Genomic DNA, 25,123 nt, shown 5'->3' on the forward strand with positions numbered 1-25,123 from the left:
TTGTTCTATTCGTAAACAGAACCGACAATATCTCCAATAATAGCTCCTAGCATAAGATTCCTCCTTGTGAACTATTAGTTTAGACTGATTTTTCTATTTCCCATACTCGTTTATTTTATCAGCATATTCAGTCAAAAGATTCTTTGAATAAATTTTTTCAGCCTTTGAATTTCTAACTTCTTTCCAAAGAATAGAAGCTATTTTTAACTTGTTTGAGTAGTTGCGGCTATTTTCATCTGCACAAAAATCCTTTAAAAACTGGTTCCATTGACAAACTGAATGATCATACTTGGCATAATCTGAATTTCCATAATAAACTTTTAGCATATCTTGGATTGTAAAATTCAAATCGTGTTCCCTTTTTACTTTTCTCCAAGCAGTCGCCATATCAGCAGTAAATTTAAATGGCGAAACATCTGTTAAAGTTGAGAAATATTCTCTAAAGTGTGCATTAAAGGAGAATCCACATTCAAGTAAGGGCGTATCTAAGGCAACGACTTCTACTCGTTTCTTTTTCCCTTTTATTGATGATTTTTTAATCAAATTACCCTTAAAGTACTGCTCAATAATATCATTAAGTTCCTGTTTTGTACCTCTATATTCAAGCCCTAATGACTTGCATATCTGTGAAAGTTCATCACGATACCAGTAGTATTTATTAAACTCATCAAATGATGTGACTTTATTGAACTCAGGTCTGCTTTCTATCAATATTTTACCTCCTTCCTCAAAGACAATTTATGTTGTCATCTCAAAATAAAGGAGTTTTAGTTTCTTTATTTTGAGGATTAGCAACGTTTCACTAACAAGCTTACACATTCAACGGTTCGGACTCACCGTATCATCCGTGAAAAAACAATCCTTCCGAAATAAAGGAAAGTCCTTTGTTTTGATATTGTTCCATTCGTAAACAGAACCGACAATATCTCCAATTATTGCTCCTAGCATCCGTTTCCTCCTTATGGCATATCAGATTCGTTAAACATTTCTAATGAATCACTCTTTAAAAATGGCACCACCAAATAAATCCACTCATAAGGTAGGTAAGCTGATAAATAGCCGTGGTTATAGCCCTTTGCTTCATACAAAATTGTATTTGAATGTAGCTGATGAAATAATTTCGCTGATTCTTTCACACAGTTCAATTCTTTTTCACCATAGATATACAGAACCTGAGCCTTGCTAGCAGAAATCATATCTTTCAGCTTGTAATGCCCCATATAGGTTTTGTAAATGGTCACCAATGTTTTAATAGGCGTCCTTGGCAGATCCTCCAAATAATAAGCTTTTATTTCCTCTGGATAAGCCAGTTTAGGATAGAGTTTGTTCATCATGCTTAACTGAAGTTTGCAAGAGAATTTATTGAACATCAATTTACCAAATAGAGACACTAGAAAGATTCTGATTTTAGCTAACCTTGGTTGAGGAATACAGAGGCTTCCGTCTATGATGGCCTTCTCAGCAATTTCACTATCTAAAGATAAAAGCTCCATGGCAATTTGACCACCAAGTGAAACACCACCGATTGCAAACAATTTCCCACCACAGTTTGCTTTGATATAGTCTAGAATCTCCAAAGCAGAATCTTCAGTAGAAACATAATCAAGTTGATATTCCTCTCCGTGGCCATTCAAAGTGGGTAGAATAATACGGTATTCTTCTGACAGGATTCGTGCTTGACGAAGATAATTCCACCAAGAACTGCCACCACCATGTATCAGTAAAATAGGAGGCAAATTCTTATTACCAAATTCATGGAATTTCATGTTTAAACTCCTTACTGTAGGACCTTCACTAGCTAATTTTCCTTGTTCAATCAGTTTGAATAAGCAGTGATACCGCCTCAACGTGTGTTAATATTCTTCTTTTATATTAATAAACAAAAGGCAATGAAAATCATTTTAAAATGATACTGTGGAACGGAAAGATTTTCGCCAGTTCCAAAAGAAACGACATTCATCATTCCACTTGAAATTACAACAGAAAATTCTTTAACAGCGATTATCTAGATAGACCGATTATTACCTTCAATAATGGATATGCTGATCTAAATTTTAAAATGTTGTTTCCTTACTAATCCTATTACTCGCCAATATAGTATAAATAAAATAACCAATAAAAATGATAATAAAAATAACATTAATTTTTAACACAAAATAGAGATTTAACAAATTTGCGAACGCATGAAATAATATACAGTATCCCACAGATTTCGTTTGACGGTAAAGAAGCCCTAAAACAAAACTTAAAAATAATGTATATATAAAAAATAAAATAAAAGGAAATCCTTGATGACTTTCTCCAACTATAAACCATAAAGGCAGATGCCACATTCCCCAAATTGATCCTACCATCAAATTAGATTGCCAATAAGTATATTTTTTATCAAGTAATAGCTGTAATATTCCTCTCCATCCTAATTCTTCATGTCCACCACCAAAAAAAATTAGTTGTATAAAGAATAAAGGCATCAGATAAATTGATACTCCATTTAATTCTAAGGAAGATACAGAAAATAGTATCAAAATTGCTAACAAATGAATAATGAAATAAATACTACTGTTTTTTCTTTTATTAAATACAAAATGTTTAAATTTTATATTATTCCTTTTCAAATAAAAGCCACTTGCAATAGCTGGACCAAGTGCACCTACTATATGTAACATTCTCCCTATAAATGTTTCTAATCCCAAAATATGAGATTGAGTAAATATGGCAAGAAGCACCCAAGCTATATAAGTAATTCCAAATGTACAATAAAGATAATTTTTTAAATTCTTTTTGTCAATTTCTGTCATTTTATCTTCCTTATCTTGATTATTTTATGAATAATATTTTTACTGCTTCTTAGTTGCTCTCGATTATAACTACCTATATTCTATCACAAAAATACAAAAAAAGCCTTACAATCAAGGCTTTTCTATACTTTCACAAAAATCCTAATAAATTTCCATTCAACTTCTTCTAAGCATCTTTTCTAAAAAATAAATTGACAATCTCATCTTCTGAAAAGCCTAGCTCACCAAGTTTTTCAAACAAAATTTTCACTAGCTTGTTAGATTCTTGATATCTTAACTCCTTTATTTCTTGCTCGCTTGCTATGACAAAATATCCTAATGTTCCACAGCTAATAACCAAATTCTGTTCTTCGAGAACTTTCATTGCTTTTTGGACAGTTGCCGGATTACACTTCTCGTTTTCTGCTAATCTCCTTATTGAAGGAATTTGTTGTTCAGATGCATAATCACCTCTTAAAATAGTCGTTCTTAATTTTGATGCAATTTGTAAATATAGATGGTGTTTCATTTAATCTTTTTATTTTCACTTTTCCTAACAAACTTCCAATATGCAGAATAGGGGATGACTGTAGCTAGTAGAAGATAGTATTTATTTGCAAACATATCTGCTTCTCCTTTTGCATTGAAATGAATCGGAACTTTTTCTGGGAGAAATCTACAAATAACAACTATTATAGCTAGCATTACTAATAACACCAAAATATCTTTTATCAGTCTGTTTTTCATCTTATTTTTCTCCTTTAACTAGATAAAATTTTTCTTGCTTATTGTTAAATAAACACCCATTGTAATAGCCAATAAAACTACTGATACTAACTGTAAAACAAATATAATCGGAAGATTAAACAGCCAATTAATCAAAAGTGGCGTAATAAGCGCAATCATACCAATAATTCCAGTTACAATAACAGGAAGACTTTGTTTGACAACTATCATCTCACTGTACCAATCATAGTTAGGATATTTTTTATTTAATGCAATTCCGATTACAGTTATAAAAAAGGAGTAACATATAGGAACAATAATTAGATTCATAACTTGAATAGGATTCATATCAAGTTTCAGCATAAATACATATACAGAAATCATATATCCAATCAAATGAAGTGTAAGGTTGACAGCTATCTTAGCATTTAAAATCATTTTCACTTTAACCGGAGAACTTTTCAAAATCCAAATATTTTTACCTTCTAAAGATATGGATGAAGCTGCTGGACAACTGAGTGAAAGCATAGATGAAATAAAGACAGGAGCTAAGTTTGAAAGATACTCATTTATATCTTCAATTCCTGCAGAATTTCCTATTTGCCCTACAGAATTAAACAGGAAACATATACTAAAGACACATAAAAGAATCACTCCAAGCCCAGCATTCAAGACTGCCATATAAGAACTTAAAAATCGTCCAAGCTCTTTTTGATACAAGGCAAAAAACACAGATTTTCTTTCATAAGATACTTTGTCATTAGCATATCTTGATTTTGTATTGGCAAGTGTATTAAGTAGTCCATACTTCAACGAAGCAATTTTGACAAATAGATAAAAGACGACTATTGAAAGAACTATATAAAATCCCATCCCATAGTACATTGGAAAATTGTAGTATGACATAAATAGTCTAGAAATTGGATACAGTCCAGTAATTTGCTTAGCCAGAGTAACCCCAATACTAATTTCATCACCTGATTGCAAAGCTGATAATGCAAAATATCCAATTATACCTAACATCGCAAATGAAAAAATAAGAGAGATAACATTTTTTCTTTTAAAAAAAGATGAAGCGACAACAATAACGATTCCCATGCATGTCGCTATACACATGGGGATCAAAGGGGCAAAAATTATAGAAGTAAAATACAATATAATCTGTAGGAGGTTTAAACTTCCGTTCAAGCCCCATACAATTCCACCCGGAAGCATAAACATCAAGCCTATTAAAAAATTCAATAAGTACATAAACATGAACTTGCTGGTGATAATATACGAACTTTTAACAGGTAAGGATAGGAGAATTTCCATATCTCGACTACCAAATAAAATGCCATTCGAATAAAAGACAGTCAAAAATAATATTGAAAAACTTGATACAGAGACCATATATGCCGGTATCAAGTCCTGCTGTCCGACGTGTACCAATGTTTTCGCTGTTAGTATATTATAAACAAAGCAAAATAAGGAAAGAGTTATTATGCCAAAACTCGCAATAGCCATTGAACTTTGTTTTTTATTTCCTGAATCTCTAATCTCGTTAATAGGAAAGAAATTAATCAATTGCGCCTTAAGCAGTATCCAAATGTTACTCATTGTCCTGCACCTCCATGAAAAATGCCTCCAATGATTCATCACCTTTGACGTCTCCTGTATTGCCACTTGCAATTAACTTTCCATTTTTGACAATGGCAATCTTATTACATAATTTTTCCGCAACATCCAATACATGGGTTGAAAAGAAAATAGCACCTCCATCTGAAACACACTCATGCATAATTTTCTTTAGTAGGAAAGTTGCTTTGGGATCTAGCCCAACAAAAGGTTCATCTAAAATCAACAGTTTGGGAGAATGTACAAGTGCAGAAATAATGGCTGTTCGTTGCTTCATACCATGTGAATATGAAGAAATAATCCCCGAAAGATGCTCAGTCATATCAAATAAATCACCGTATTTTTGGATTCTCTCCCTGCGTATTTTTGTAGGAATTTCAAACAAGTCAGCAATAAAATTAATATATTGAAGTCCTGTCATATGTTCATACAAATCTGGATTATCTGGGATATACGCCATCATTTTTTTACAAATAACAGGTTCTTCTTTAATAGAATGACCGTTGATAATTATACTTCCGTCTTCAAAATCATGGATACCGACAACTGCCTTTATAGTTGATGTTTTTCCCGCACCATTTGCCCCAATAAAACCATAAATATCTCCAGGCTGTACTGAAATAGACAGGTTATCCACAACCTTCTTATCTCCATAACTTTTACTAAAATTCTTTATCTCTAACATATTTTCGTCTCCATTGACAATTTGTCAGTAATATTTTGAAATAATACCGATAGCTTGTTTTGATTTAGCTATCGGTACGTAGTTCTCTTTACAAACATTCTATCTTTTTTAATTGCTAAAGAGTCCTTTTGTATTTAGATTTTGTTCCAGCATTATCTTAAATGCATTCAAGTAATCTTTGACAGGTTCTTTCTTTGAAGTTTTTATACCTATGTTATTTGAAACAAAAACATAGGCTGTCATCAGAAATTCTGCTGTTTCTGATGGATATTTTACAGAAAATACTTTTTCTGAGATGCCTTGATTTATTATCCTCTCAAAATATATAGTCAGTTTTTCAATGAGCTTATGAGATAACTTATCTAACATATAACGATTTTCTTCAAGATCAACCGTCTTTTGTAACTCAGTTCCTTCCGCTGAAACGTTATCTGTAGAGATTATTGTGGCATCTATAAAGGCTCTTATTTTTTCAATAGCAGTTTTGTCGTCATCATTGACAATCACATGAATATCTCTCAATAATTTCTCTGAATAACGTTCCACAAGATAATACAGAATATCTTCTTTGTTCTTAAAGTGATAGTATAACAAACCTCGTGATATATTTACCTTATCGACTATATCCTGAGTTGTTGTGTTCGCATATCCTTTCTCCATAAAGAGGAGCATAGCAGCATCCATAATCTCAGCCCGTCGAATTTCCGGATCTTTTACATCTCGCATTTTATTCCTCCTGATTATAAATCATACTACTTTACTGACAAATTGTCAATTATAAAATTACCTTTTTGAGGATACCAAAAAAACCTTGACACCAAGGCTTTTTCGTCAACATTTTTTCTAAGCTCGTACAAGCAGTGATGCTGCCTCAACATGATGCGTCTGCGGGACTAAAAAGGTTTGGGGAACCTTTTGAGGATTAACTGCGTTTCACTAACAAACTCACACACTCGACGTGTGCTGAGAGCTTTCTTCTATACTAATAGACGAAAGGGTGTGAAAATGATTTTTAAATGATACTGTGGAACGGAACAGTAGCCCTAGTATTGACTACTGTCGTTTCTATTCATATTGGCTATTCTAGGACTGAGATGAAAAAATCTATAAATGCTCAGAATAAAATTGAACCCGCAAATCTCCCCAAAACAATGGTGAGTCATGTACTTGTATTATTCCGAAAAAATACACCTCTGGTGCAGTGAGACAAATTGGTGTATCTTATAGTGGCTTCGTAGATGAAAGCTATACTCTACTATCACTCTTTGATGATGTAGAACAAATTGAAAAAGATAATAGACTTCAGACAGCTATTGATGTTGTCAGAGAACAGTTTGGTTTTTTAGCCATACAAAAAGGAACCGTCCTAACTGAAGGTTCCAGAAATATTGAACGCAGTAAACTTATCGGTGGTCATTCCGCGGGTGGATTGGAGGGATTAAAATGAAACAAGAAAAAAATACAGTACAATTTTCAGAAATCCGTAGCAAAGGATGTAATGATATTGAAATGCTTGAAAGATTTTTACATGGAATCGTTGAAACAGCAACTTCAAAACTTCGTCAGAGAAAACTCAAAACAACTGAAATATCGATACGACTAGTACATGCTAAATCTGAAAACCGATTACCATTGGAATTTACATTTAGCATTAAGCCAACAAGCTCATCTGTGATAATCTATACTGAGGTAATCAATCGCTTTAAAGAATGTTACACAGGTGGGGGAATTCAAGGTTTTACGATTCAATTTGATAAAAATACCCTTGCCTCTGCATAGAAAGGATTTGATATGATTGACCGTTCATATTTACCATTTCAATCAGCAAGAGAGTACCAGGATACAAAGATGCAAAAATGGATGGGCTTTTTCCTATCTGAACATGCATCAGCACTCTCTGATGATACAAACAAAGTAACGTACATGTCTGACTTATCACTAGAGAAGAAATTATTACTCCTCAGTCAAGTATACGCCGGGCAGCTACGCACACGCATTCAAGTGATTGAAAAAAACAAGCGTGTTTCCTACACTGGAACAATACCAAGTCTGACCAAAGATTTCATTTTGATAAAAACTACAACAGGTCACATCAATTTGAAATTAAAAGACATTATTAGTATTGAACTTGTCGAGGAGGTGCTCTATGAATCAGCTTGAGTTTCAGCGTAATCACCTACAAATGGACTATTATAGCGAGAGCTACCAAGATTTTGAACGTGACTTCTACCGCTACTCTAACATGAATATTCCATTGACCTTCCTAACTGATGATATCCTAAAAACAATGGCGACTTCACGTAAGAATTACTTTGTCCTCAATAAGGAAAAGTCCAGAGATAACCGCGATCACTTCTTCATATTTGAAGTAAGTACCGTAGATGAGAATCCGCTAATCTATCATTATACATATAAGAAAACTACAATATATTTAGCAGAAAAATAGGAGCAGTTCAATTGACTGTTCCTATTTTTAATATTCATAAAATCTAAAGTCTTTATACTCTTTAACAATGGAGTCGCCAACCAGAACAGACTATACTGACCAGCGACTACCTTAAATTTAATGTTTCAGATTTATTTTCTTATCTCTAATTTCATAAACTACATCTGCTACATTTTCGAGTAATCGTTTATCGTGGGTGATAAACACGATAGTTCCGGTGTACTCCTTCATTAGTATTTCCAAAGCCTCTAAACTTGGTATGTCAAGGAAGTTACTGGGTTCATCCATTATTAGGATGTTATATCTACCCATGAGCATTTTAGCAAGCAACAATTTTATAATTTCTCCACCGCTTAAAACAGATAAACTTTTTCCAATATCGTTCTGTTTGAACCCCATAGATGCTAGCACTGAACGAATTTCTGATATATTGTAGTCACAATCCTTCTGCATAAACTCCATAACATTCTGATTACTGTTGTACTTGTAACCATTCTGTGCAAAGTAACCTATTTTTGCCTTAGGCGAAATAGAAATTCCTTCTTCATGGTTTAAGATCATTTGGATTAAAGTTGTTTTTCCGATTCCATTACCACCAGTTAACGCCACTTTTGCTCCTAACGGAATTTGAAAAGATGCATTTTCAAACAGAGCCTTATCCCCAAATACTTTATTAATTTCTGCACCGACTATAGGGTATGGATTATGGAGCTCCAATGCTTTACTTTGCCTGAAACGAATTCTGCGAATGCCTTCCGGAGCTTCTACTTTTCCTAAGGCCGCAATCCTGTGCTCTAGGGTTTTAGCAGCATTATACATCTTTTTTTCCTTACTTCCTATTGATTTTTGATGAGCTAAACGCCCTCCGTCTTCAGTACTTTTTTTCTTTGAAGAACCTTTTGCCTTCTGTTCTATTTTACGAGCCTGTTTTCGCTTTTCCTCCGCAGCCCTTTCCAATCGGGCACGTTCCGCAATAAATTGTTCGTATTCTGCAGCTTGGCTCTTACGTTCTTCCTCTTTCTGACGAAGATAATCAGAATAGTTTCCCCAATACTCAGTGATTTTGCCATCTTTCAGTTCCCATATTTTATCTACTATTTCATCAAGAAAATAGCGGTCATGGCTAATAACTAACAGTGCACCTGTAAAATATTTTAGCTGTCCTATTAGAAAATCAATTCCTTCACGGTCTAAATGGCTCGTAGGTTCATCCGCTAAAATACCATGAACCTGTGCCGATAAGGCCTGTGCTATTTTAAGCCTTGTTTCTTCACCACCGCTCATAGTCTGTATATTTAATTGCTCAACACCTAGCTTGCCTACAAGTGCAAAATCTTTTTCCTCCTGCAGAGTTACTTCGTCCAACTGGGGAATATAGGCAAGTTCACCCAGACGATTCATTTTACATCCTGGGGGAGTTAATTCTCCTAAAAGTACCCTGAGTAAAGTGCTTTTTCCAGCACCATTTGCTCCTACTAAACCAATACGGTCATAATCATATACTTCTAATTCATTTATATCTAAAACATCGCGTCCTTTGAATTCCACACGAATGTCTTTTGCTTTTAATATTAATTCCATAACATTTCCTCCTGTCTATAATCGCATGCTTTCATTTGCTTGTATGCAGGGAAAACCCTGCGATTTTAGCAGGAAGAGTTACATGAAAATAAGATACATAAATATTCCTCCAATATTGTTTATTTTAAATCTAATTTTCTAACCTCAGTTATCATTTGGCAAACTATAGCAATGCCAATAATTAAAATACCTGATAGTAAAAACCAATGATTTACACCGATTTTATCAGCAAAGAATCCAGAAAGAATTAACCCAATTGGCATAGCAAGTGACATGATACTTCCGATCAAAGAAAATACACGTCCTAAATATTCAGGCTTAATTTTCTCCTGAAAAAGAGCTGTTTGCACACCGCTATAAAATGGCACCGAAAGCCCCATTATTGCACAGCAAACTACGAATATTACAAATCCATTTGGAGGAAGTATTCCCGAAACGGCTAAACTGGTCCCCATTATAAAAAATGAACTTGTTATTAGTAATACATGCTTTTCGAAGCCCCCTAATCTTCCTAATAATAAGCCTCCTGCTAGCATCCCAAATGCAAAGGAAATTTCCGTAATAGAAATATGCACAGGCGTTCCATTAAAGCGTTCCATGCTTATTAAAGGAAATAGTGCATTGATTGGCATATAAACAAAAGTATATAGTGTTCCTAAGAGTAATAAGGCAAACAATCCTTTGTTTTGTCTCAGAACCACAACTCCTTCTTTCATCTCCCTTATGAAATTTGGTTCTAAACTTTGCACTTGATTACCCAGCTTAGGTATACGTACAATTGCTACCGTAATAGATGCAATCACAGCACCCAATACGTCGATGGCAATAATAGCATTTAAATCCCAAACGGAGTATAAGAGTGCTGCAACTGCCGGACTAACAATATAGCTTATAGACTGCAAAGACTGACTATAGCCTGCGCATTTCGTTAGCTGTTCTTCTGGTACTAAAAGTGGTGTAACCGCATTGAGTGCTGGGGTATGAAAAGCTGTTCCAATGCTACGGATAAACAATACTATCATAATCATCCAGACAGGTAGCTCCATACAGAATGCAACAATAGCAAGCACTGCACCAGCTGCTGCGATAATTAAATCGGCACCAATCATTATCTTCTTCCTATCATGACGATCCACTAGCACACCAATGGCAGGTCCCAAAATCGCATAGGGTAAAAAACCTACTAATGAAGCCATAGACAAGACCATCGCAGATCCTGTTTTTTCTGTAAGGTAAAAAATAATCGCCATTTGCAGGATGGCACTAGTGATTAATGATACTGCTTGCCCTGCCCATATTGCATAAAATTTTCGTTTCCAATTGTTGTATTTTTCCATTTATATTATCTCCTGCATATTATTTTGCTTGAATTTCTATTTTGAATAGCATTCTAGGCAATAAAAAATGCAGGCCAAACCCCACAATGTGGCTTTTGGTCTGCATACATACAATTTGGAAACATTCATATTAAAGACATAGTTAAATAAAGGTATAGTTAAATAACCAATATCCTCACCGTAACTAATGAATGCTCAATATCGTATAAATAAGCACAACAAAAAAGCCTATCATCGGGTATAGATTCTGCTTTTTTTATTGCCAGCTTATCTTAAACGCATTGAGGCTGTCATAGTTTCGGTTCCTCCTACATCTTTGTTTATATCAATTTATAGTATAACACAACAAGATGATATGTTCAATATAAAAGTTATGGAATGAGACTCATACTTCCAATTCGATGCCAGATTTAAAGGATATGACGAAGTTTTCTTCATAGACTGTAACGCTCTGGATTATCTTCCTTAGTAGCAAGCGATTAGCTTTCACAAAATCTTCTGTTTGTAGTTTTAAAAATTCATCAGGATTTTCTAACTCAACCTCAAAATATTTCATTTTACATTCCCTCATTTCATTTATTGATAAATTGAGTTTGCAAAAAAGAGTGGACAATTTTTGTCTACTCTTAACCTTTAAAATAGTTTTTTTTAATCGATTTGAAGTTGCCTAAATTATTACTTATTCGGTAAAATGAAGTATTGCTTTCAACAGATTTCCTTCAACTACACTTCACTTGATTCAAACAAGGTGGGTACATTTCTATTCCCACAAACTCCTTGTCAATGGAAACAAACACGTACCCACAGGGTAAATGGAAATAGAAACTGATAATTTCTAGCTATCACTTCTACTCATTCCAAAAATTTTCTCACTCTGATACTTACCCACCATAAAGCAAAAAGCCTTGCAATCAAGGCTTTCATTATCCCTTTCGTTCAAAGGTTTCTAAGCTTTTACGAGCAGAGCGACACACTCAGCGGTTCGCTATCTCCGTTCTGTCTGCGTGCTAGCACTTGTCAATCACGGACAGCTATCGCATGGGCGGAAGTAAATGCTAATCTTCGTCGTTTTACTCCTTGACTAGCAAACTTACCGCCTCAACATGATGCGTTTGTGGAAACAAGTCCACCGGCTGGACTTTCTTCAATTCATATCCTAATTCTTGGTAGAGTTTGATATCACGCGCCATGGTTGCGACATTACATGAGATATAAGCGATGCGATCTGCTCCTGTTTGGCTACTTGCCTTGATAAAGCTTTCGGTTAAGCCCTTGCGTGGAGGATCAACCAAGATAACGGTTGGTTGAATCCCATCTTTGAGCCAATTTTTCATAGCATTTTCAGCCGTATCACAGACATAGTGGGCATTTGAAATATTGTTCAGTTGAGCATTCTTCTTGCTATTCTCAACTGCTTCTGGAATCACTTCAACACCATAGACTTCCTTGACGTGTTTGGCAACAGAGAGGCCAATCGTCCCAATCCCCGAATAGGCATCAATAACCACATCATCTTCTTTTAATTCAGCAAAATCAATGGCTGTTTGATAAAGTTTTTCAGCCATTTCAGTATTGACTTGGTAAAAAGCAGGTCCAGCGATTTGGTAGTCATTTCCCAACATCTGGTCAGTGATATAGTCTTGTCCATAAAGTGTGCGCCATTCCTTACCAAAAATTGCATTGGTATTCTGCTCGTTGATATTTTGCATGACAGACACAATCTCTGGGAACTGCTTGATGAATTGTTCAATCAATTGGTCCACACGAAAAACTTTGGGACGAGTTGTCACCAAAATGACCATGATTTGTCCTGAATAGTGGCCACGACGCACCACAAGATTACGAATCAAGCCAGCTTGTTCCTTTTCATCATAAGGTTTCAGGTCATAACGACGGAGCAAGTCGCGTAGAGCTACAACTACCTCATCAATCACAGGATCTTGGATAAAGAAATCTTCTAGAGGCATGAGGTCATGGGAATTCTTACGGAAAAATCCAGTTTCCAAAACACCATTAACACGACGAACAGGGACCTGTGCCTTGTTACGATACTTGACTGGATTTTCCATACCAAGCGTTTCAGCAACCTCTACATCCGTAATACCAGCAATCTTGTATAGACTGTCCTTGACTTGCTTAGTTTTAAATTTGAGTTGTTCTGGATAGGAAAGATGACCTAAATCCGCGATTCCTGAACGAAGGTAAGCCAAATCTAGATTGTGATTACGGTGTGGTGACTGGACAAGGTATTCTTCAACTTTCCCAAAACCAATCTTTTTATTAACCTTGAGGACACGCATAAGGATTTTTTCAGTCGGTAAAGCATTCTCTACAAAAAAGACCAAACCATCTACCTTCGCCACACCTGAACCTTCATGGGTCAAGTCAACAATTTCAACTTCTACAATATCATTTTTCTTTAACATTCTCTTCACTTTCTATTGGCCGACAAAAAAGACGGCAACGTTACAGTTACCATCTATTATACCATGAAATTTCTTAAGAACCAAAACTCTTGAAGAAGTTGACAATGGCTTGCCAGAGGGAGCTTAGAAAATTACCGCCATCCTCTAGCGCTTTATCAGCATCAAAGTTAAGGTTAATATTTTTAAAACTGTCGCCAGCTTGTGAAACAATACTTTGTTTAAGGTCATTCAGGGTTTTAGTGAAGTCTGCATTGCTGAGGATATCACTTTTTGAGAGATTCAAAGCAAAATTGATGATGATATTGATCTGGTTTCCTGTTATGACCTGATCAAGTTTGTAATTTTTTAAGGTATCTTCAACGATTTTGCGGACATCTTCCTCTGTCAGATTTCCCTTGCTTTCTTTAGCTTTGGCGAGTCCTGACTTGATATCGGCTAGAGCAACGTTCAATTTATTAGCATCATAGCCAGACTTGTCCTTGTTTTCAGCATTGATATCGGACAAAGCCTTCAACTCTTCTTGAGCCAAATCTTTGTTGGCTTGTGGCACCTTGGCTCCATTAGCTTCTAGCGAATAGTAAATCCCGGCTAAGGCACTCTCACCTGTAACTGGAATAGGTGCTGCTACAGTGATTTTGGCGTGTTCCACACCCAAAGTTACGGCCGCATTGCGGTACATATCCTGCGTCACCTTAGTGATATTTTCTGGTGTTTCAATCTTGACCTCAAGTGACGATTTGTCACCTAGCTTTTGAATCTTGGCTGATGAATACAATTGTAAGCTAGAGTCATTGGCAACATTCATAATCTTAGAATAGACATCAGGTGTCATGGTCTTGAGTTCTTTGGTGTCTGTTGAGGCATTGTAGCCTAGTTTTTTAAGGGTTTGATTTTTTTGGTCTTCAGACAATGATGAACCTAGGACATATTCAGGTTGAACATAGGTTTCATCGATGACTTTTTGAACATCTGTTGCTGCATGGGCGCTATTCATAGCTGTTACTGCCCACAAGACCGCAGCACTAGTCAGAAAGAGTTTCTTTCTCATTGGGAATTTCCTCCTTTACCTTTCTAGAGTAATATATCTATCTTAAAGAAAACTTATAACAAAAACACCTGGTCTAGCCAGATGTCGAAAAGAGAGTGAAAGTTTTGATGATGTAAAGGTTGAGTTGCACCTGTCTAGAATAATAATAGTTTCCTCCATTTACATAGAGTTCAGCACCGTGAAAAATGGAAATGGGGTGAATATAACTATAAGTCTTTCCAGTGGTATTGCCAAGCAAGGGAGCAACAGTATCACGAGAGTACTGTTTAGCCAGAGCCAAGGTATTTTCCTTACCATTTTGGGCGATATAATCGATATAGGCAGGACCAAAATTATAGGCTTGAACAGCCGTCCAGACATCTACCCTCTTCTTCTGGGCCAGATAGAGATTGTCTGTCAGAGTTTGAATGCCTTGCCGAATGCTAGAGGCATTATCATTGATGGTGTTGGTTGAGCCACTTGCAGACTCACTAGACTGCATAACATCGCCTTCTTTTCCTTTTGTTTCGGTATAAATCATAGCGAGCACAAGCTCTTCGTTTGCTGGGGTATCTTTTTCACTCAAGATTTCTCGCACCATGGGTTGATAGGTCAGGACCTGCTTGACATCTTGGTGAACGCGGTAAGCTTTATAGCCAGCAAAAAGGAAGACTGCTAGTACAAGCACTCTTCGAATTCGTTTAAACATTATTTACTTTGGATATCCTCGATATTTTTGATTAAGATAGAGTAGGTTCCATTGTCGTTTTGGATAAACTCAACAGACTCGGCGTCTTGATAGACGTTATTGGGAACGATGAGCTCAATTCCATTTGACAAGGAAAGTTTTTGGTTTTCAAATTTTTTAAGCTGACGACTGGCATCAATTTCATCAAATTGAACAGGTTCTGGGACAGCTTCTTTAACTTGGTCAATAAAGCTCAAACGAGCCGTCAGATTATTGTCAAAAAGGTCGTTGGCCAATTTTTCAGGTGACAATTCATTGCTTTCTTCCAGGTTATTGAAAATCGCTGATTTCACCTTAGATTGAAATTGAAAATCATCTGTGTTAAAAGTTTCAGCAATTCTCTGGGCTGTTTTTTCCAGTTCTTTGATAGATTTCTTAGGTGAAATCTTAGGGGCTACGGCAAGGAGATTTTCTGAAAAATAGTTCAAGAAAGTCCCATTGTACTTGATTCGTTTTTCAATCAGATGGTACTTGCGGCTCTGAAGATTAACCACCAAGGCCTCATCAGCTCCTGTTCCAAATCCAGGTAAGTTATTTTGAGTTAGCTTGATTGGATTATCAACCTCTCCCCCGAGGTGGGTCAAGGTCTCACGCAGGGCAATTCGTAAGAAAGCGAAATGTTCTACACCTTCTTTAGAAAATTGCACAAAAATCAAGTCATTGGTCTTAAGATTTTCTGAAATGCTAAACTCCTCTTTCCAGAGATTAGCCAGCGTCACTGATGTCTCCAACAAATCGTCTGTAATATGATTGAAGAAGGGATTTTCTTCCTCGAAAATCCCAGTCTTGGCTTCATCTGAATACACACGTTCGATTTTTTTGCGCAGGTATTCTTCGATTTTTGGAGTAATATTGAGAAACTTATCCGCTAGGAACAGCTCCGTATCATCCGGACTGAACTGATGAATAATAGCTTTCTTAATATAAATGTCCATAAAAGTTTTAGTCCTCGTATAATGGGAAGGCATCTGTTAATTCTTTAACTGCACTTCTCACTTCTTCTAAGACAGCTTCATTTTCTGCATTCTTAAGGGTTTTAATGATGAGCTCAGCCACTTTACGACTTTCTTCTTCACCAAATCCACGTGCAGTGATGGCTGCTGCTCCGATACGAATACCACTTGTCTTGAATGGTGACAAGCTTTCGTAAGGGATTGAGTTTTTATTTAGGGTAATATTGACTTCATCCAGCAAGTTTTGAGCAACTTTTCCGTTTTCTACAACTTTAGTCACATCCACTAGGAAGAGATGGTTTTCAGTCCCACCAGAAATGATACGGAAATCAGGATCTTGCAAAAAGACATCCGCCATAGCCTTGCTGTTCTTGATAACATTGGTAGCGTATTCCTTGAAGGCTGGATCCAAAACTTCTTTGAAAGAAACAGCTTTAGCTGCCACAACATGCTCCAAAGGTCCACCTTGAATACCAGGGAAAATAGCTGAATTGATTTTCTTAGCTAGGTCTTCATCATTGGTCAAAATCAAACCGCCACGTGGTCCACGAAGGGTTTTGTGGGTTGTGGTTGTTGTGATATGTGCGTATGGTACTGGGCTAGGGTGAAGACCAGCAGCAACCAAACCAGCGATATGAGCCATATCTACCATGAGTTTAGCCCCAACAGCGTCCGCAATTTCACGGAATTTTGAGAAGTCGATAATTTGAGAATAGGCTGAAGCACCTGCTACAATCAGTTTTGGTTTTACTTCTTGGGCTTGCTTCAAGATAGCATCAAAGTCCAAGAGTTCTGTTTCAGGATCCACGCTATAAGAAACAAAGTTGTAGGTTTGACCAGAGAAACTGACAGGAGCTCCGTGGGTCAAGTGTCCACCAGCAGCCAAATCCATTCCCATAACCGTATCGCCAGGCTCAATCAAGGCCATGTAAGCCGCACAGTTAGCTTGGCTCCCTGAGTGTGGTTGGACATTGGCAAATTTAGCACCGAAAATTTCTTTTGCACGTTCAATGGCTAGAGATTCTACCACATCTACCACATCCGTTCCACCATAATAACGGCGCCCTGGGTAGCCTTCGGCATATTTATTCGTCAAGATAGACCCTTGAGCTGCCATAACAGCCTTGGAAACAACGTTTTCCGAAGCAATCAACTCGATATTGTTTTGTTGGCGTTCTTCTTCTTTGGCAATAGCATTCCAGAGATCAGCATCATATGCTTTAAAATTATCTTTGTCAAAAATCATAGGTCTTCTCCTTTATAATGTGACAGGTCCTTTAGTTTAAGAAAATAAACTAAAGGATGCGAATAAACCGTTTCTGCATTTTATCACAAGTATAACCAACTTTTTCATAAAATGCATGAGCACCCAGACGGTGATCAGCAGAGTTTAAGCGGATAAACTCATAACCACGTCTTTTGGCTTCGTCTTCCAACCCTTGTAATAAACTTTTACCGATACCTTGACCTTGCGCTTGAGGTGAAACTGCTAAGGCTAAAATATTAAAACCTGCTTTGGAATAGAGTGATTCATAAACCTCAGCGTGAACATATCCCAGTAAAACATGACTAGCTATATCCTCATAGCCAAGAAGGAAATGATGGGAATCCTGAGACAGTCTAGCTAATTGACTAGCCGTGTCCTCTGGACTAAAAGAATACCCCAAAGCTTTTTGGTTAATCTCACATATAGCTTTCACATCTGTTTCTTGCAAATCTCTTAGCATTTTATTCCTCCTCAAAAGAAATCTCTGGCAACTGAGCAAGAATATCTTCTCGCTTAATGGCCCCTTGGCGTAAGATTTTCACCTTGTCTCCCGATAAATCCAAAATAGTTGAATCCTGTCCAGTTAGAAAAGCATCGTCTTCCAAACCCAGAACCTCTTGGTCAAAATCCTCTAGAATTTGATTAAAAGTCACGCCACTTGCCTGACCTGAGATATTGGCAGACGGCCCAATCAAGGGACCTGTCTCTCGAATCAAATCAAGGGTAATGGGATGACTAGGCATCCGAAATCCAACAGTTGCCAGACCAGAATTGACCCAATAGGGAACTCGGTCATTGGCTTCGAGTATAATGGTCAAGGGACCTGGTAAAAAGTTCTCTACAAGTTTTTGCAGATAAGATGGCTGATTCTTAGAAAAGTTCAAGATGTCCTCTAGAGAGGCGATATTGAGGTTAAGCGCCTTGTCTCTGGGACGACGTTTGAGTTGGTAAACATGGTCAACTGCTTTTTCGTCTAAGGCCTTAGCAAAAAGACCGTATACTGTCTCTGTAGGCAGAACGACAGCTCCACCATTTTCCAACTCTTGTCTAATCTTGTCCATCATCAACGACAACCATCCTATCTTGACCAAACTGGTCCTTGAGTGTTCGTACTCTTTTTTCAGGAAGATTTTTCCTAAAAAGCTCAGGAACACTTTGACCTTGTTTGTATCCAATTTCAAGGTAAATCTTACCACCGTCTTTGAGATAGGCTTTTGCATCTTCCGCAATTCTACGGTAAATAGCTAGGCCATCCTCGTCTGCAAAGAGAGCTAAATGAGGCTCCGAATGCAAAACATTCAAACCTACCTCTGACTCATCTTCACGAGAGATATAGGGTGGATTGGATACAATTATATCATATTTTTCAGAAATTTCTGCAAAACAATCAGATTTTTTAAAAAATATATTAAGTTTTTGATTTTTAGCATTTTCGCGAGCTAAATCTAAAGCATCTTGGGAAATATCCACTGCTGTCACTGACCAAGCTGGTCTATTTTTTGCTAAGGCGAGAGCAATAGCTCCACTACCTGTTCCAATATCCAGGACTGAAAGATTCGTCTCAGGATTTTCAGCCAGGATAAGCTCCACTAACTCCTCAGTCTCTGGACGAGGAATCAAAACCCGCTCATCAACTTTTAGCTGCATTCCATAAAAATCTGCCCGACCTATAATATACTGGGCAGGTTTATGAGCTACTAACTGCAGGTAAATTTCTTCTACAAATACTTCTTCCTCTTCCGTCACTTCCTGCTGAAGAGCAAAAACAAAGTCTGTAAAAGAGAGATTTTTCAGGCTACGATAGACAAAAGAGAGGCTTTCAGCTTCCTCTCCTTGTCTTATCAACTCTTCTTCAAAATCTGAAAATAATTGAGCTAATTTCATTATTTGTTTAATTCTTCTAATTTTTGCGTTTGGTCATAGAGCACCAAGGCATCCACAACTTCGTCCAATTTACCAGATAAAATCGTATCTAGTTTTTGGAGGGTTAAGCCGATACGGTGATCTGTGACACGGTTTTGTGGGAAGTTATAAGTACGGATTCGTTCTGAACGGTCCCCAGTTCCGATTGTCGACTTACGCTCAGCGTCTTGTTCATCTTGTGCAATTTGTGCAAAGTGATCAGCGACACGCGCACGGATGATTTTCATGGCCTTTTCACGGTTCTTCTGCTGGGTACGTTCTTCCTGCATCTCCACCTTGATATTGGTTGGCAAGTGAACGATACGCACGGCAGTCGCAACCTTATTGACGTTCTGTCCACCAGCACCAGAGGCGTGATAGATGTCGACACGAAGGTCTTTTGGATCAATGTCGTATTCAACCTCTTCAACTTCAGGCATGACAAGAACTGTGGCAGTTGATGTATGGACACGACCTTGACTTTCTGTCACAGGGACACGTTGCACACGGTGTGCTCCAGATTCGTACTTGAGTTTAGAGTAAACAGATTGACCTGAAACCATGGCAACGACTTCTTTAAAACCGCCGACACCATTTATAGAGGCTTCCATAACTTCAAAGCGCCAGCCTTGGGCTTCCGCATACTTTTGATACATGGTTAGCAAATCTCCAGCGAAAAGTGCTGCTTCGTCTCCACCAGCGGCGCCACGGATTTCAAGGATGATGTTCTTGTCATCGTTTGGATCCTTTGGAAGAAGCAAGATTTTCAGTTTTTCTTCGTATTCTTCTTTTTCAGCCTTGGCATCTTTGAGTTCTTGCTTGGCCATTTCTTCCAAGTCAGCATCTCCACCTGATTCCTTAATCATCTCTTCAGCATCGACGATGTTTTGAAGGACTTGTTTGTATTCTCGGTAAGCCGTCACTGTATCACGGCTTGAAGCCTCTTCTTTTGAGAGCTCCATGAAACGCTTGGTGTCCGAAACCACATCTGGGTCACTCAGCAATTCTCCTAATTCTTCATAACGGTCTTCTACAGCTTGTAGTTGATCATAGATGTTCATTTTTATTCATTCTCCTTATTGATTTCAGGCGCAAAATAATGTTTACGGCAAACTGAGATATAAGTTTCATTACCGCCAATCTGGATCTGTTCTCCATCGTAAACGGGCAATCCATCCTGAGTACGCAATACCATGGTCGCCTTTTTCTTGCAATACTGACAGATGGTCTTGATTTCGTCAATCTTGTCTGCTAAGAGCAAGAGATACTTGGAACCTTCGAACAGTTCATTGCGAAAGTCATTTTTCAAACCAAAAGCCATGACAGGTATGTCTAACTCATCGACAACACGAGCCAGGTCGTAAACATGGTGACGCTTGAGAAACTGGGCTTCATCGACCAACACACAGTAAGGTGTTTCTGGTAGGTCTCGGATATAGCCAAAGATATCCGTCGTTTCCTCAATCGCAATGGCAGGGCGTTTCATGCCAATACGACTCGACACATAGCCAACACCATCACGCGTATCCAGAGCCGAGGTCATAATTACAACACTTTTTCCCTGCTCCTCGTAGTTATAGGCCACTTTGAGAATCTCAATCGTTTTACCAGAATTCATGGTCCCATAACGATAATATAACTGTGCCATGTTTCTTGCTTCACGTCCATTTCTAAATTTTTGCTACATTCTAGTATATCATAATTTTCTGAAGCTTTAAACGGCAAAATGTGGTAAAATAGAAGAAATCAAAACTAGTGGAGGAAACCATTATGCCATTTGTACGCATCGATTTATTTGAAGGACGCACGCTCGAGCAAAAGAAAGCTCTGGCTAAGGAAGTAACGGAAGCGGTTGTCCGTAACACTGGAGCCCCTCAATCTGCTGTTCATGTCATCATCAACGACATGCCAGAAGGAACTTACTTCCCACAAGGGGAAATGCGCACCAAATAAGCTAGCTTAAGCAGAATTGCTTAGGCTTTTTCAATCTCCAAGTAGCATCCATTGAAGAAATAGTCTAAATTTGTTACAATTTGAAAAGAGACTTGGAATATTCCAAGAAAAGAGCAATTAATTAAAGGAAAACATTATGATTACACGTGAATTTGATACCATCGCTGCTATCTCTACTCCACTAGGTGAAGGAGCTATTGGTATTGTCCGCTTGAGCGGAACAGAAAGTTTTGCTATTGCGCAAAAGATTTTTAAAGGAAAAGACTTGAGTCAGGTTGCTAGCCATACCCTTAACTACGGTCACATCGTTGACCCTCAGACAGGAAAAGTCATGGACGAGGTTATGGTTGGGGCTATGAAATCTCCAAAGACCTTTACTCGTGAAGATATTATCGAGATTAACACCCACGGTGGGATTGCGGTGACCAATGAAATTCTCCAACTAGCGATCCGTGAAGGAGCTCGGTTGGCTGAGCCTGGTGAATTTACCAAACGTGCCTTTTTAAACGGTCGTGTGGACCTGACTCAGGCTGAAGCCGTTATGGACATCATCCGTGCTAAGACAGACAAGGCTATGAACATTGCAGTTAAACAATTAGACGGTTCCCTTTCTGAGCTGATTAATAATACCCGTCAAGAAATCCTCAATACACTTGCCCAAGTTGAGGTTAATATCGACTATCCTGAGTATGACGATGTTGAAGAAGCGACTACTGCTGTGGTCCGAGAAAAGACAATGGAGTTTGAGCAATTGCTAACCAATCTCCTTAGAACAGCCCGTCGCGGTAAAATCCTTCGTGAAGGAATCTCCACTGCCATCATCGGACGCCCCAACGTTGGGAAATCAAGCCTTCTCAACAACCTCTTGCGTGAAGACAAGGCTATCGTAACCGATATTGCTGGTACAACACGTGATGTTATTGAAGAATACGTCAACATCAACGGTGTTCCCCTAAAATTGATTGATACAGCTGGTATTCGTGAAACAGATGATATTGTGGAACAAATAGGTGTTGAGCGTTCGAAAAAAGCCCTCAAGGAAGCCGACTTGGTTCTACTGGTGCTAAATGCCAGTGAACCACTAACCGCCCAAGACCGCCAACTCCTAGAAATCAGTCAGGAGACTAATCGCATTATTCTTCTTAACAAAACTGACCTGCCTGAAGCGATTGAAACATCGGAACTACCTGAAGACGTTATTCGTATTTCAGTCCTTAAAAACCAAAACATCGATAAGATTGAAGAGAGAATCAACAACCTCTTCTTTGAAAATGCTGGTTTGGTTGAGCAAGATGCTACTTACTTGTCAAACGCCCGTCACATTTCCCTAATTGAAAAGGCTGTTGAAAGCCTACAGGCTGTTAACCAAGGGCTGGAACTAGGTATGCCAGTTGATTTACTTCAAGTTGATTTGACTCGTACTTGGGAAATCCTCGGAGAAATCACTGGTGATGCTGCTCCAGATGAACTCATCACCCAACTCTTTAGCCAATTCTGTTTAGGAAAATGAGTAAAATCCATGATCGTTCATTCGGTCATGGATTTTATTGTCTTCATTAATAATCTGGTCTTAAAACCCCTGTTACAGTTGCCTTGGTTGCTTCGTAGTCGCCATCTACGACAACCTTGATAATGCGTTTGGCATCTTCTTCTGGTGCTGGAACAAGAGGTAGACGAGTTGGTCCAGCTTCAAATCCCATATAGTTAAGAACGGCCTTAACTGGAGCAGGACTTGGATAAGAGAAGAGAGCATTAACCTTAGGAATGAACTTACGTTGAATTGCTGCGGCTTTCTTCATATCGCTTTCTGCAATGGCCGTAAACATCTCGTGCATCTCATCCCCATTTGTATGAGAGGCAACAGAAATAACCCCATCCGCACCAAGATTCATGGCATGGAAAGCATCTCCATCCTCACCTGTGTAAATCAAGAACTCCTCTGGCTTGTGCTCAATCAAGTAAGCCATATTTGCCAAACTCGTACATTCTTTAACACCGATAATATTTGGATGGTCAGCCAAACGAAGCATGGTTTCTGGAGTTAATTCGACAACCACACGCCCTGGAATGTTATAGATAATAATTGGTAGGTCAGAAGCATCTGCAATGGCCTTAAAGTGCTGATACATTCCTTCTTGGGAAGGTTTGTTGTAGTAAGGCACAATAGCAAGACCAGCTGCGAAACCACCAAATTCTGCGACTTCTTTGACAAACTCGATCGAGTCACGAGTATCATTGGTACCGACACCCGCAATCAAAGGAACACGTCCATTGACAACTTTCTGTACAGCTGCAAAGAGTTCCAACTCTTCATCGTGAGTCAAGGTAGGACTTTCAGCTGTCGTGCCAGCAAGAAGAATTCCATCCGTATGATGGTCCAATAAATGCTCAATCAAGGCTGGAATAGCATCAAAGTTGATGGAACCATCCTCGTGGAAGGGGGTAATAAAGGCTGTGATGATTTTACACTCTTTTAAATCTTGATAAGACATGAGAAACACCTCTCTATTTCAAAGAAGGAGTTCATCTGAACTCCTAAATTATATGACTATTTTAATTCAAATTTCAATTCAGCTGTTGGACGAACCAAGCCACGTTCGTGAAGAGTTTCTGCAATCTGAACTGAGTTCCAAGCAGCACCTTTGAGAAGGTTATCTGAAACAACCCACATGTGAATTCCTTTTTCAGCATCCAAGTCTTTACGGATACGACCTACGAAGGTATCACGTGAACCAACTGCATTGATGGCTTGCGGATAGATTTGATGAGCTACATCATCTTCAAGAACAGCACCTGGGAAGGCTGCGATAGCTGCTTTGACTTCTTCAATTGGAGCCACTTCTTTTGTTTCGATATAAACTGACTCAGAGTGAGCTGACAAGACTGGAATACGCACACATGTTGCAGATACTGCAATGCTATCATCTTCCATGATTTTCTTAGTTTCCTTAGTCATCTTCATCTCTTCGTAAGTATAATCATTGTCTGTGAAGACATCAATTTGTGGGAGAGCGTTGAAGGCGATAGGATAATGTTTCTTGTCACCACCTGAAGGCAAAATTTCTGCGTGTAAATCACGTGGTTTCACTCCATCATTCAAGACTTCACGAAGTTCACGTTGTGTCTCAAGAATCGCTCCCATACCAGCACCTGAAACGGCTTGGTAAGTTGAAACGATGATACGGTCCAAGCCCCATTTTTGGCGAACTGGCTCAAGAGCCACCATCATTTGGATTGTTGAACAGTTAGGGCAAGCAATAATCCCGTTGTGGGCATCAAGTGCGTGAGCATTGACCTCTGGAACAACCAAAGGAACGTCTGGATTTTGACGGAAGTAAGATGTATTATCAACTACTACCGCTCCAGCTTTAACTGCATATGGTGCATACTTAGCTGATGTAGAACCACCTGCTGAAAAGAGAGCAATATCAACTCCTTCAAAAGCAGTTTCAGTCGTTTCTTCAATCGTAATATCTTGGTCTTTAAATTTCAAAGTCTTGCCTGCTGAACGTGCAGAAGCAAGTAAACGAATTTTATCAATTGGAAGTGTTGATTCTTCCAACATCTTTATCATCTGAGCACCGACAGCACCTGTCGCGCCGACTACAGCAACTGTATATCCCATAAGTAACCTCTTTCGGAATTTTCTAAAAATTTCTATAATAGATGTATTATACT

30 protein-coding genes are annotated in these 25,123 nt (G+C 38.1%); 6 read left to right on the forward strand and 24 right to left on the reverse strand.

Features of this window, described 5'->3' with window-relative positions; all coding sequences use genetic code 11:
• Positions 1-93 precede the first annotated feature (93 nt).
• From FJR73_RS00825 to FJR73_RS00865, 9 genes are all read right to left on the reverse strand, one after another.
• Complete coding sequence (locus tag FJR73_RS00825) at positions 94-711, reverse strand: SAP domain-containing protein (RefSeq protein ID WP_140832756.1); 618 nt, start codon at positions 709-711, stop codon at positions 94-96.
• Positions 712-819: 108 nt separating this feature from the next.
• The gene (locus tag FJR73_RS10495; RefSeq protein ID WP_140832758.1) at positions 820-948 is read right to left on the reverse strand and encodes an ADP-ribosylglycohydrolase; all 129 of its coding nucleotides are present in this window, start codon (positions 946-948) and stop codon (positions 820-822) included.
• Positions 949-959: 11 nt separating this feature from the next.
• Positions 960-1,766, reverse strand: coding sequence for an alpha/beta hydrolase (locus FJR73_RS00835; protein ID WP_140832760.1), 807 nt, complete (start codon positions 1,764-1,766; stop codon positions 960-962).
• A gap of 288 nt (positions 1,767-2,054) precedes the next feature.
• Positions 2,055-2,798 carry a CPBP family intramembrane glutamic endopeptidase gene (locus FJR73_RS00840; protein ID WP_140832762.1) on the reverse strand — a complete coding sequence of 248 codons (744 nt, stop codon included), beginning with the start codon at positions 2,796-2,798 and terminating at the stop codon, positions 2,055-2,057.
• 166 nt (positions 2,799-2,964) lie between these two features.
• Positions 2,965-3,306 carry a GntR family transcriptional regulator gene (locus tag FJR73_RS00845; RefSeq protein ID WP_140832764.1) on the reverse strand — a complete coding sequence of 114 codons (342 nt, stop codon included), beginning with the start codon at positions 3,304-3,306 and terminating at the stop codon, positions 2,965-2,967.
• Complete coding sequence (locus FJR73_RS00850; RefSeq protein ID WP_070479194.1) at positions 3,303-3,524, reverse strand: DUF1648 domain-containing protein; 222 nt, start codon at positions 3,522-3,524, stop codon at positions 3,303-3,305. Before FJR73_RS00850 ends, FJR73_RS00845 begins: the two co-directional genes overlap by 4 nt.
• Positions 3,525-3,542: 18 nt before the next feature.
• The gene (locus FJR73_RS00855) at positions 3,543-5,102 is read right to left on the reverse strand and encodes a hypothetical protein (protein WP_140832766.1); all 1,560 of its coding nucleotides are present in this window, start codon (positions 5,100-5,102) and stop codon (positions 3,543-3,545) included.
• Positions 5,095-5,805 (reverse strand): ABC transporter ATP-binding protein, encoded by a 711-nt coding sequence (locus FJR73_RS00860; RefSeq protein WP_140832768.1) that lies wholly within the window; start codon positions 5,803-5,805, stop codon positions 5,095-5,097. Before FJR73_RS00860 ends, FJR73_RS00855 begins: the two co-directional genes overlap by 8 nt.
• A 108-nt stretch (positions 5,806-5,913) precedes the next feature.
• Positions 5,914-6,531 carry a TetR/AcrR family transcriptional regulator gene (locus FJR73_RS00865; RefSeq protein ID WP_070479200.1) on the reverse strand — a complete coding sequence of 206 codons (618 nt, stop codon included), beginning with the start codon at positions 6,529-6,531 and terminating at the stop codon, positions 5,914-5,916.
• A 475-nt stretch (positions 6,532-7,006) separates the two neighbouring features.
• Between FJR73_RS00865 and FJR73_RS00880 the strand changes: the two genes are divergently transcribed.
• Genes FJR73_RS00880 through FJR73_RS00895 form a run of 4 tightly spaced genes read left to right on the forward strand, consistent with a single transcriptional unit; the run spans position 7,007 to position 8,251 of the window.
• A complete protein-coding gene (locus FJR73_RS00880) occupies positions 7,007-7,252 on the forward strand; it encodes a hypothetical protein (RefSeq protein ID WP_001813542.1) in 246 nt (81 codons plus the stop codon).
• The gene (locus FJR73_RS00885) at positions 7,249-7,584 is read left to right on the forward strand and encodes a hypothetical protein (protein ID WP_000806926.1); all 336 of its coding nucleotides are present in this window, start codon (positions 7,249-7,251) and stop codon (positions 7,582-7,584) included. Before FJR73_RS00880 ends, FJR73_RS00885 begins: the two co-directional genes overlap by 4 nt.
• A gap of 12 nt (positions 7,585-7,596) precedes the next feature.
• The gene (locus FJR73_RS00890) at positions 7,597-7,965 is read left to right on the forward strand and encodes a hypothetical protein (RefSeq protein WP_000567222.1); all 369 of its coding nucleotides are present in this window, start codon (positions 7,597-7,599) and stop codon (positions 7,963-7,965) included.
• Positions 7,952-8,251 (forward strand): DUF5960 family protein, encoded by a 300-nt coding sequence (locus FJR73_RS00895; protein WP_001072467.1) that lies wholly within the window; start codon positions 7,952-7,954, stop codon positions 8,249-8,251. The genes FJR73_RS00890 and FJR73_RS00895 overlap by 14 nt, the downstream gene beginning before the upstream one ends.
• Positions 8,252-8,368: 117 nt before the next feature.
• On the opposite strand, the gene msr(D) is transcribed toward FJR73_RS00895, so the two are convergent.
• The 13 genes from msr(D) to FJR73_RS00960 form a co-directional block, all read right to left on the reverse strand.
• Positions 8,369-9,832, reverse strand: coding sequence for an ABC-F type ribosomal protection protein Msr(D) (msr(D), locus tag FJR73_RS00900; protein ID WP_000420313.1), 1,464 nt, complete (start codon positions 9,830-9,832; stop codon positions 8,369-8,371).
• Positions 9,833-9,951: 119 nt separating this feature from the next.
• Entirely contained in the window at positions 9,952-11,169 is a 1,218-nt protein-coding gene (mef(A), locus tag FJR73_RS00905; RefSeq protein WP_054367041.1) for a macrolide efflux MFS transporter Mef(A), read from the reverse strand.
• Positions 11,170-11,554: 385 nt separating this feature from the next.
• On the reverse strand, positions 11,555-11,725 hold the full coding sequence (locus tag FJR73_RS00910; RefSeq protein WP_000873143.1) for a hypothetical protein: 171 nt from the start codon (positions 11,723-11,725) through the stop codon (positions 11,555-11,557).
• Positions 11,726-12,239: 514 nt separating this feature from the next.
• Positions 12,240-13,595 carry a 23S rRNA (uracil(1939)-C(5))-methyltransferase RlmD gene (gene rlmD, locus FJR73_RS00915; protein WP_140832771.1) on the reverse strand — a complete coding sequence of 452 codons (1,356 nt, stop codon included), beginning with the start codon at positions 13,593-13,595 and terminating at the stop codon, positions 12,240-12,242.
• 73 nt (positions 13,596-13,668) lie between these two features.
• Complete coding sequence (locus tag FJR73_RS00920; protein ID WP_140832773.1) at positions 13,669-14,643, reverse strand: DUF1002 domain-containing protein; 975 nt, start codon at positions 14,641-14,643, stop codon at positions 13,669-13,671.
• Positions 14,644-14,716: 73 nt separating this feature from the next.
• Entirely contained in the window at positions 14,717-15,331 is a 615-nt protein-coding gene (gene pmp23, locus FJR73_RS00925; protein ID WP_140832776.1) for a cell wall hydrolase Pmp23, read from the reverse strand.
• The gene (locus tag FJR73_RS00930) at positions 15,331-16,305 is read right to left on the reverse strand and encodes a nucleoid-associated protein (RefSeq protein ID WP_000356103.1); all 975 of its coding nucleotides are present in this window, start codon (positions 16,303-16,305) and stop codon (positions 15,331-15,333) included. The genes pmp23 and FJR73_RS00930 overlap by 1 nt, the downstream gene beginning before the upstream one ends.
• 7 nt (positions 16,306-16,312) lie before the next feature.
• Positions 16,313-17,569 carry a serine hydroxymethyltransferase gene (gene glyA / locus FJR73_RS00935; RefSeq protein ID WP_140832778.1) on the reverse strand — a complete coding sequence of 419 codons (1,257 nt, stop codon included), beginning with the start codon at positions 17,567-17,569 and terminating at the stop codon, positions 16,313-16,315.
• Between the two features lie 49 nt (positions 17,570-17,618).
• Positions 17,619-18,050 (reverse strand): GNAT family N-acetyltransferase, encoded by a 432-nt coding sequence (locus tag FJR73_RS00940; protein ID WP_140832780.1) that lies wholly within the window; start codon positions 18,048-18,050, stop codon positions 17,619-17,621.
• Position 18,051: 1 nt separating this feature from the next.
• The gene (locus FJR73_RS00945) at positions 18,052-18,654 is read right to left on the reverse strand and encodes an L-threonylcarbamoyladenylate synthase (RefSeq protein WP_181146565.1); all 603 of its coding nucleotides are present in this window, start codon (positions 18,652-18,654) and stop codon (positions 18,052-18,054) included.
• The gene (prmC, locus tag FJR73_RS00950) at positions 18,638-19,474 is read right to left on the reverse strand and encodes a peptide chain release factor N(5)-glutamine methyltransferase (RefSeq protein ID WP_140832783.1); all 837 of its coding nucleotides are present in this window, start codon (positions 19,472-19,474) and stop codon (positions 18,638-18,640) included. The genes FJR73_RS00945 and prmC overlap by 17 nt, the downstream gene beginning before the upstream one ends.
• On the reverse strand, positions 19,474-20,553 hold the full coding sequence (prfA, locus tag FJR73_RS00955; RefSeq protein WP_140832785.1) for a peptide chain release factor 1: 1,080 nt from the start codon (positions 20,551-20,553) through the stop codon (positions 19,474-19,476). Before prfA ends, prmC begins: the two co-directional genes overlap by 1 nt.
• Before the next feature lie 2 nt (positions 20,554-20,555).
• A complete protein-coding gene (locus FJR73_RS00960; protein WP_140832787.1) occupies positions 20,556-21,140 on the reverse strand; it encodes a thymidine kinase in 585 nt (194 codons plus the stop codon).
• Positions 21,141-21,262: 122 nt separating this feature from the next.
• On the opposite strand from FJR73_RS00960, the gene FJR73_RS00965 reads away from it, so the two are divergent.
• The gene (locus FJR73_RS00965) at positions 21,263-21,445 is read left to right on the forward strand and encodes a 4-oxalocrotonate tautomerase (protein WP_001117401.1); all 183 of its coding nucleotides are present in this window, start codon (positions 21,263-21,265) and stop codon (positions 21,443-21,445) included.
• Between the two features lie 136 nt (positions 21,446-21,581).
• Positions 21,582-22,955 (forward strand): tRNA uridine-5-carboxymethylaminomethyl(34) synthesis GTPase MnmE, encoded by a 1,374-nt coding sequence (gene mnmE, locus FJR73_RS00970; protein ID WP_140832789.1) that lies wholly within the window; start codon positions 21,582-21,584, stop codon positions 22,953-22,955.
• A gap of 46 nt (positions 22,956-23,001) precedes the next feature.
• On the opposite strand, the gene dapA is transcribed toward mnmE, so the two are convergent.
• Both dapA and FJR73_RS00980 read right to left on the reverse strand, forming a co-directional pair.
• On the reverse strand, positions 23,002-23,937 hold the full coding sequence (gene dapA, locus FJR73_RS00975; RefSeq protein ID WP_140832791.1) for a 4-hydroxy-tetrahydrodipicolinate synthase: 936 nt from the start codon (positions 23,935-23,937) through the stop codon (positions 23,002-23,004).
• Between the two features lie 56 nt (positions 23,938-23,993).
• The gene (locus tag FJR73_RS00980) at positions 23,994-25,070 is read right to left on the reverse strand and encodes an aspartate-semialdehyde dehydrogenase (protein WP_000542462.1); all 1,077 of its coding nucleotides are present in this window, start codon (positions 25,068-25,070) and stop codon (positions 23,994-23,996) included.
• Positions 25,071-25,123: the final 53 nt, after the last annotated feature.

This window comes from Streptococcus sp. D2, from assembly GCF_006385825.1.
Classification (GTDB): domain Bacteria; phylum Bacillota; class Bacilli; order Lactobacillales; family Streptococcaceae; genus Streptococcus; species Streptococcus shenyangsis.

Coding starts and splice junctions, on each gene's coding strand:
- FJR73_RS10495 (WP_140832758.1), bottom strand. CDS start 948: ATGCTAGGAGCAATAATTGGAGATATTGTCGGTTCTGTTTACGAATGG.
- FJR73_RS00835 (WP_140832760.1), bottom strand. CDS start 1,766: ATGAAATTCCATGAATTTGGTAATAAGAATTTGCCTCCTATTTTACTG.
- FJR73_RS00840 (WP_140832762.1), bottom strand. CDS start 2,798: ATGACAGAAATTGACAAAAAGAATTTAAAAAATTATCTTTATTGTACA.
- FJR73_RS00845 (WP_140832764.1), bottom strand. CDS start 3,306: ATGAAACACCATCTATATTTACAAATTGCATCAAAATTAAGAACGACT.
- FJR73_RS00850 (WP_070479194.1), bottom strand. CDS start 3,524: ATGAAAAACAGACTGATAAAAGATATTTTGGTGTTATTAGTAATGCTA.
- FJR73_RS00855 (WP_140832766.1), bottom strand. CDS start 5,102: ATGAGTAACATTTGGATACTGCTTAAGGCGCAATTGATTAATTTCTTT.
- FJR73_RS00860 (WP_140832768.1), bottom strand. CDS start 5,805: ATGTTAGAGATAAAGAATTTTAGTAAAAGTTATGGAGATAAGAAGGTT.
- FJR73_RS00865 (WP_070479200.1), bottom strand. CDS start 6,531: ATGCGAGATGTAAAAGATCCGGAAATTCGACGGGCTGAGATTATGGAT.
- FJR73_RS00885 (WP_000806926.1), top strand. CDS start 7,249: ATGAAACAAGAAAAAAATACAGTACAATTTTCAGAAATCCGTAGCAAA.
- FJR73_RS00890 (WP_000567222.1), top strand. CDS start 7,597: ATGATTGACCGTTCATATTTACCATTTCAATCAGCAAGAGAGTACCAG.
- FJR73_RS00895 (WP_001072467.1), top strand. CDS start 7,952: ATGAATCAGCTTGAGTTTCAGCGTAATCACCTACAAATGGACTATTAT.
- FJR73_RS00910 (WP_000873143.1), bottom strand. CDS start 11,725: ATGAAATATTTTGAGGTTGAGTTAGAAAATCCTGATGAATTTTTAAAA.
- rlmD (WP_140832771.1), bottom strand. CDS start 13,595: ATGTTAAAGAAAAATGATATTGTAGAAGTTGAAATTGTTGACTTGACC.
- FJR73_RS00920 (WP_140832773.1), bottom strand. CDS start 14,643: ATGAGAAAGAAACTCTTTCTGACTAGTGCTGCGGTCTTGTGGGCAGTA.
- pmp23 (WP_140832776.1), bottom strand. CDS start 15,331: ATGTTTAAACGAATTCGAAGAGTGCTTGTACTAGCAGTCTTCCTTTTT.
- FJR73_RS00930 (WP_000356103.1), bottom strand. CDS start 16,305: ATGGACATTTATATTAAGAAAGCTATTATTCATCAGTTCAGTCCGGAT.
- glyA (WP_140832778.1), bottom strand. CDS start 17,569: ATGATTTTTGACAAAGATAATTTTAAAGCATATGATGCTGATCTCTGG.
- FJR73_RS00940 (WP_140832780.1), bottom strand. CDS start 18,050: ATGCTAAGAGATTTGCAAGAAACAGATGTGAAAGCTATATGTGAGATT.
- FJR73_RS00945 (WP_181146565.1), bottom strand. CDS start 18,654: ATGATGGACAAGATTAGACAAGAGTTGGAAAATGGTGGAGCTGTCGTT.
- prmC (WP_140832783.1), bottom strand. CDS start 19,474: ATGAAATTAGCTCAATTATTTTCAGATTTTGAAGAAGAGTTGATAAGA.
- prfA (WP_140832785.1), bottom strand. CDS start 20,553: ATGAACATCTATGATCAACTACAAGCTGTAGAAGACCGTTATGAAGAA.
- FJR73_RS00960 (WP_140832787.1), bottom strand. CDS start 21,140: ATGGCACAGTTATATTATCGTTATGGGACCATGAATTCTGGTAAAACG.
- FJR73_RS00965 (WP_001117401.1), top strand. CDS start 21,263: ATGCCATTTGTACGCATCGATTTATTTGAAGGACGCACGCTCGAGCAA.
- mnmE (WP_140832789.1), top strand. CDS start 21,582: ATGATTACACGTGAATTTGATACCATCGCTGCTATCTCTACTCCACTA.
- dapA (WP_140832791.1), bottom strand. CDS start 23,937: ATGTCTTATCAAGATTTAAAAGAGTGTAAAATCATCACAGCCTTTATT.
- FJR73_RS00980 (WP_000542462.1), bottom strand. CDS start 25,070: ATGGGATATACAGTTGCTGTAGTCGGCGCGACAGGTGCTGTCGGTGCT.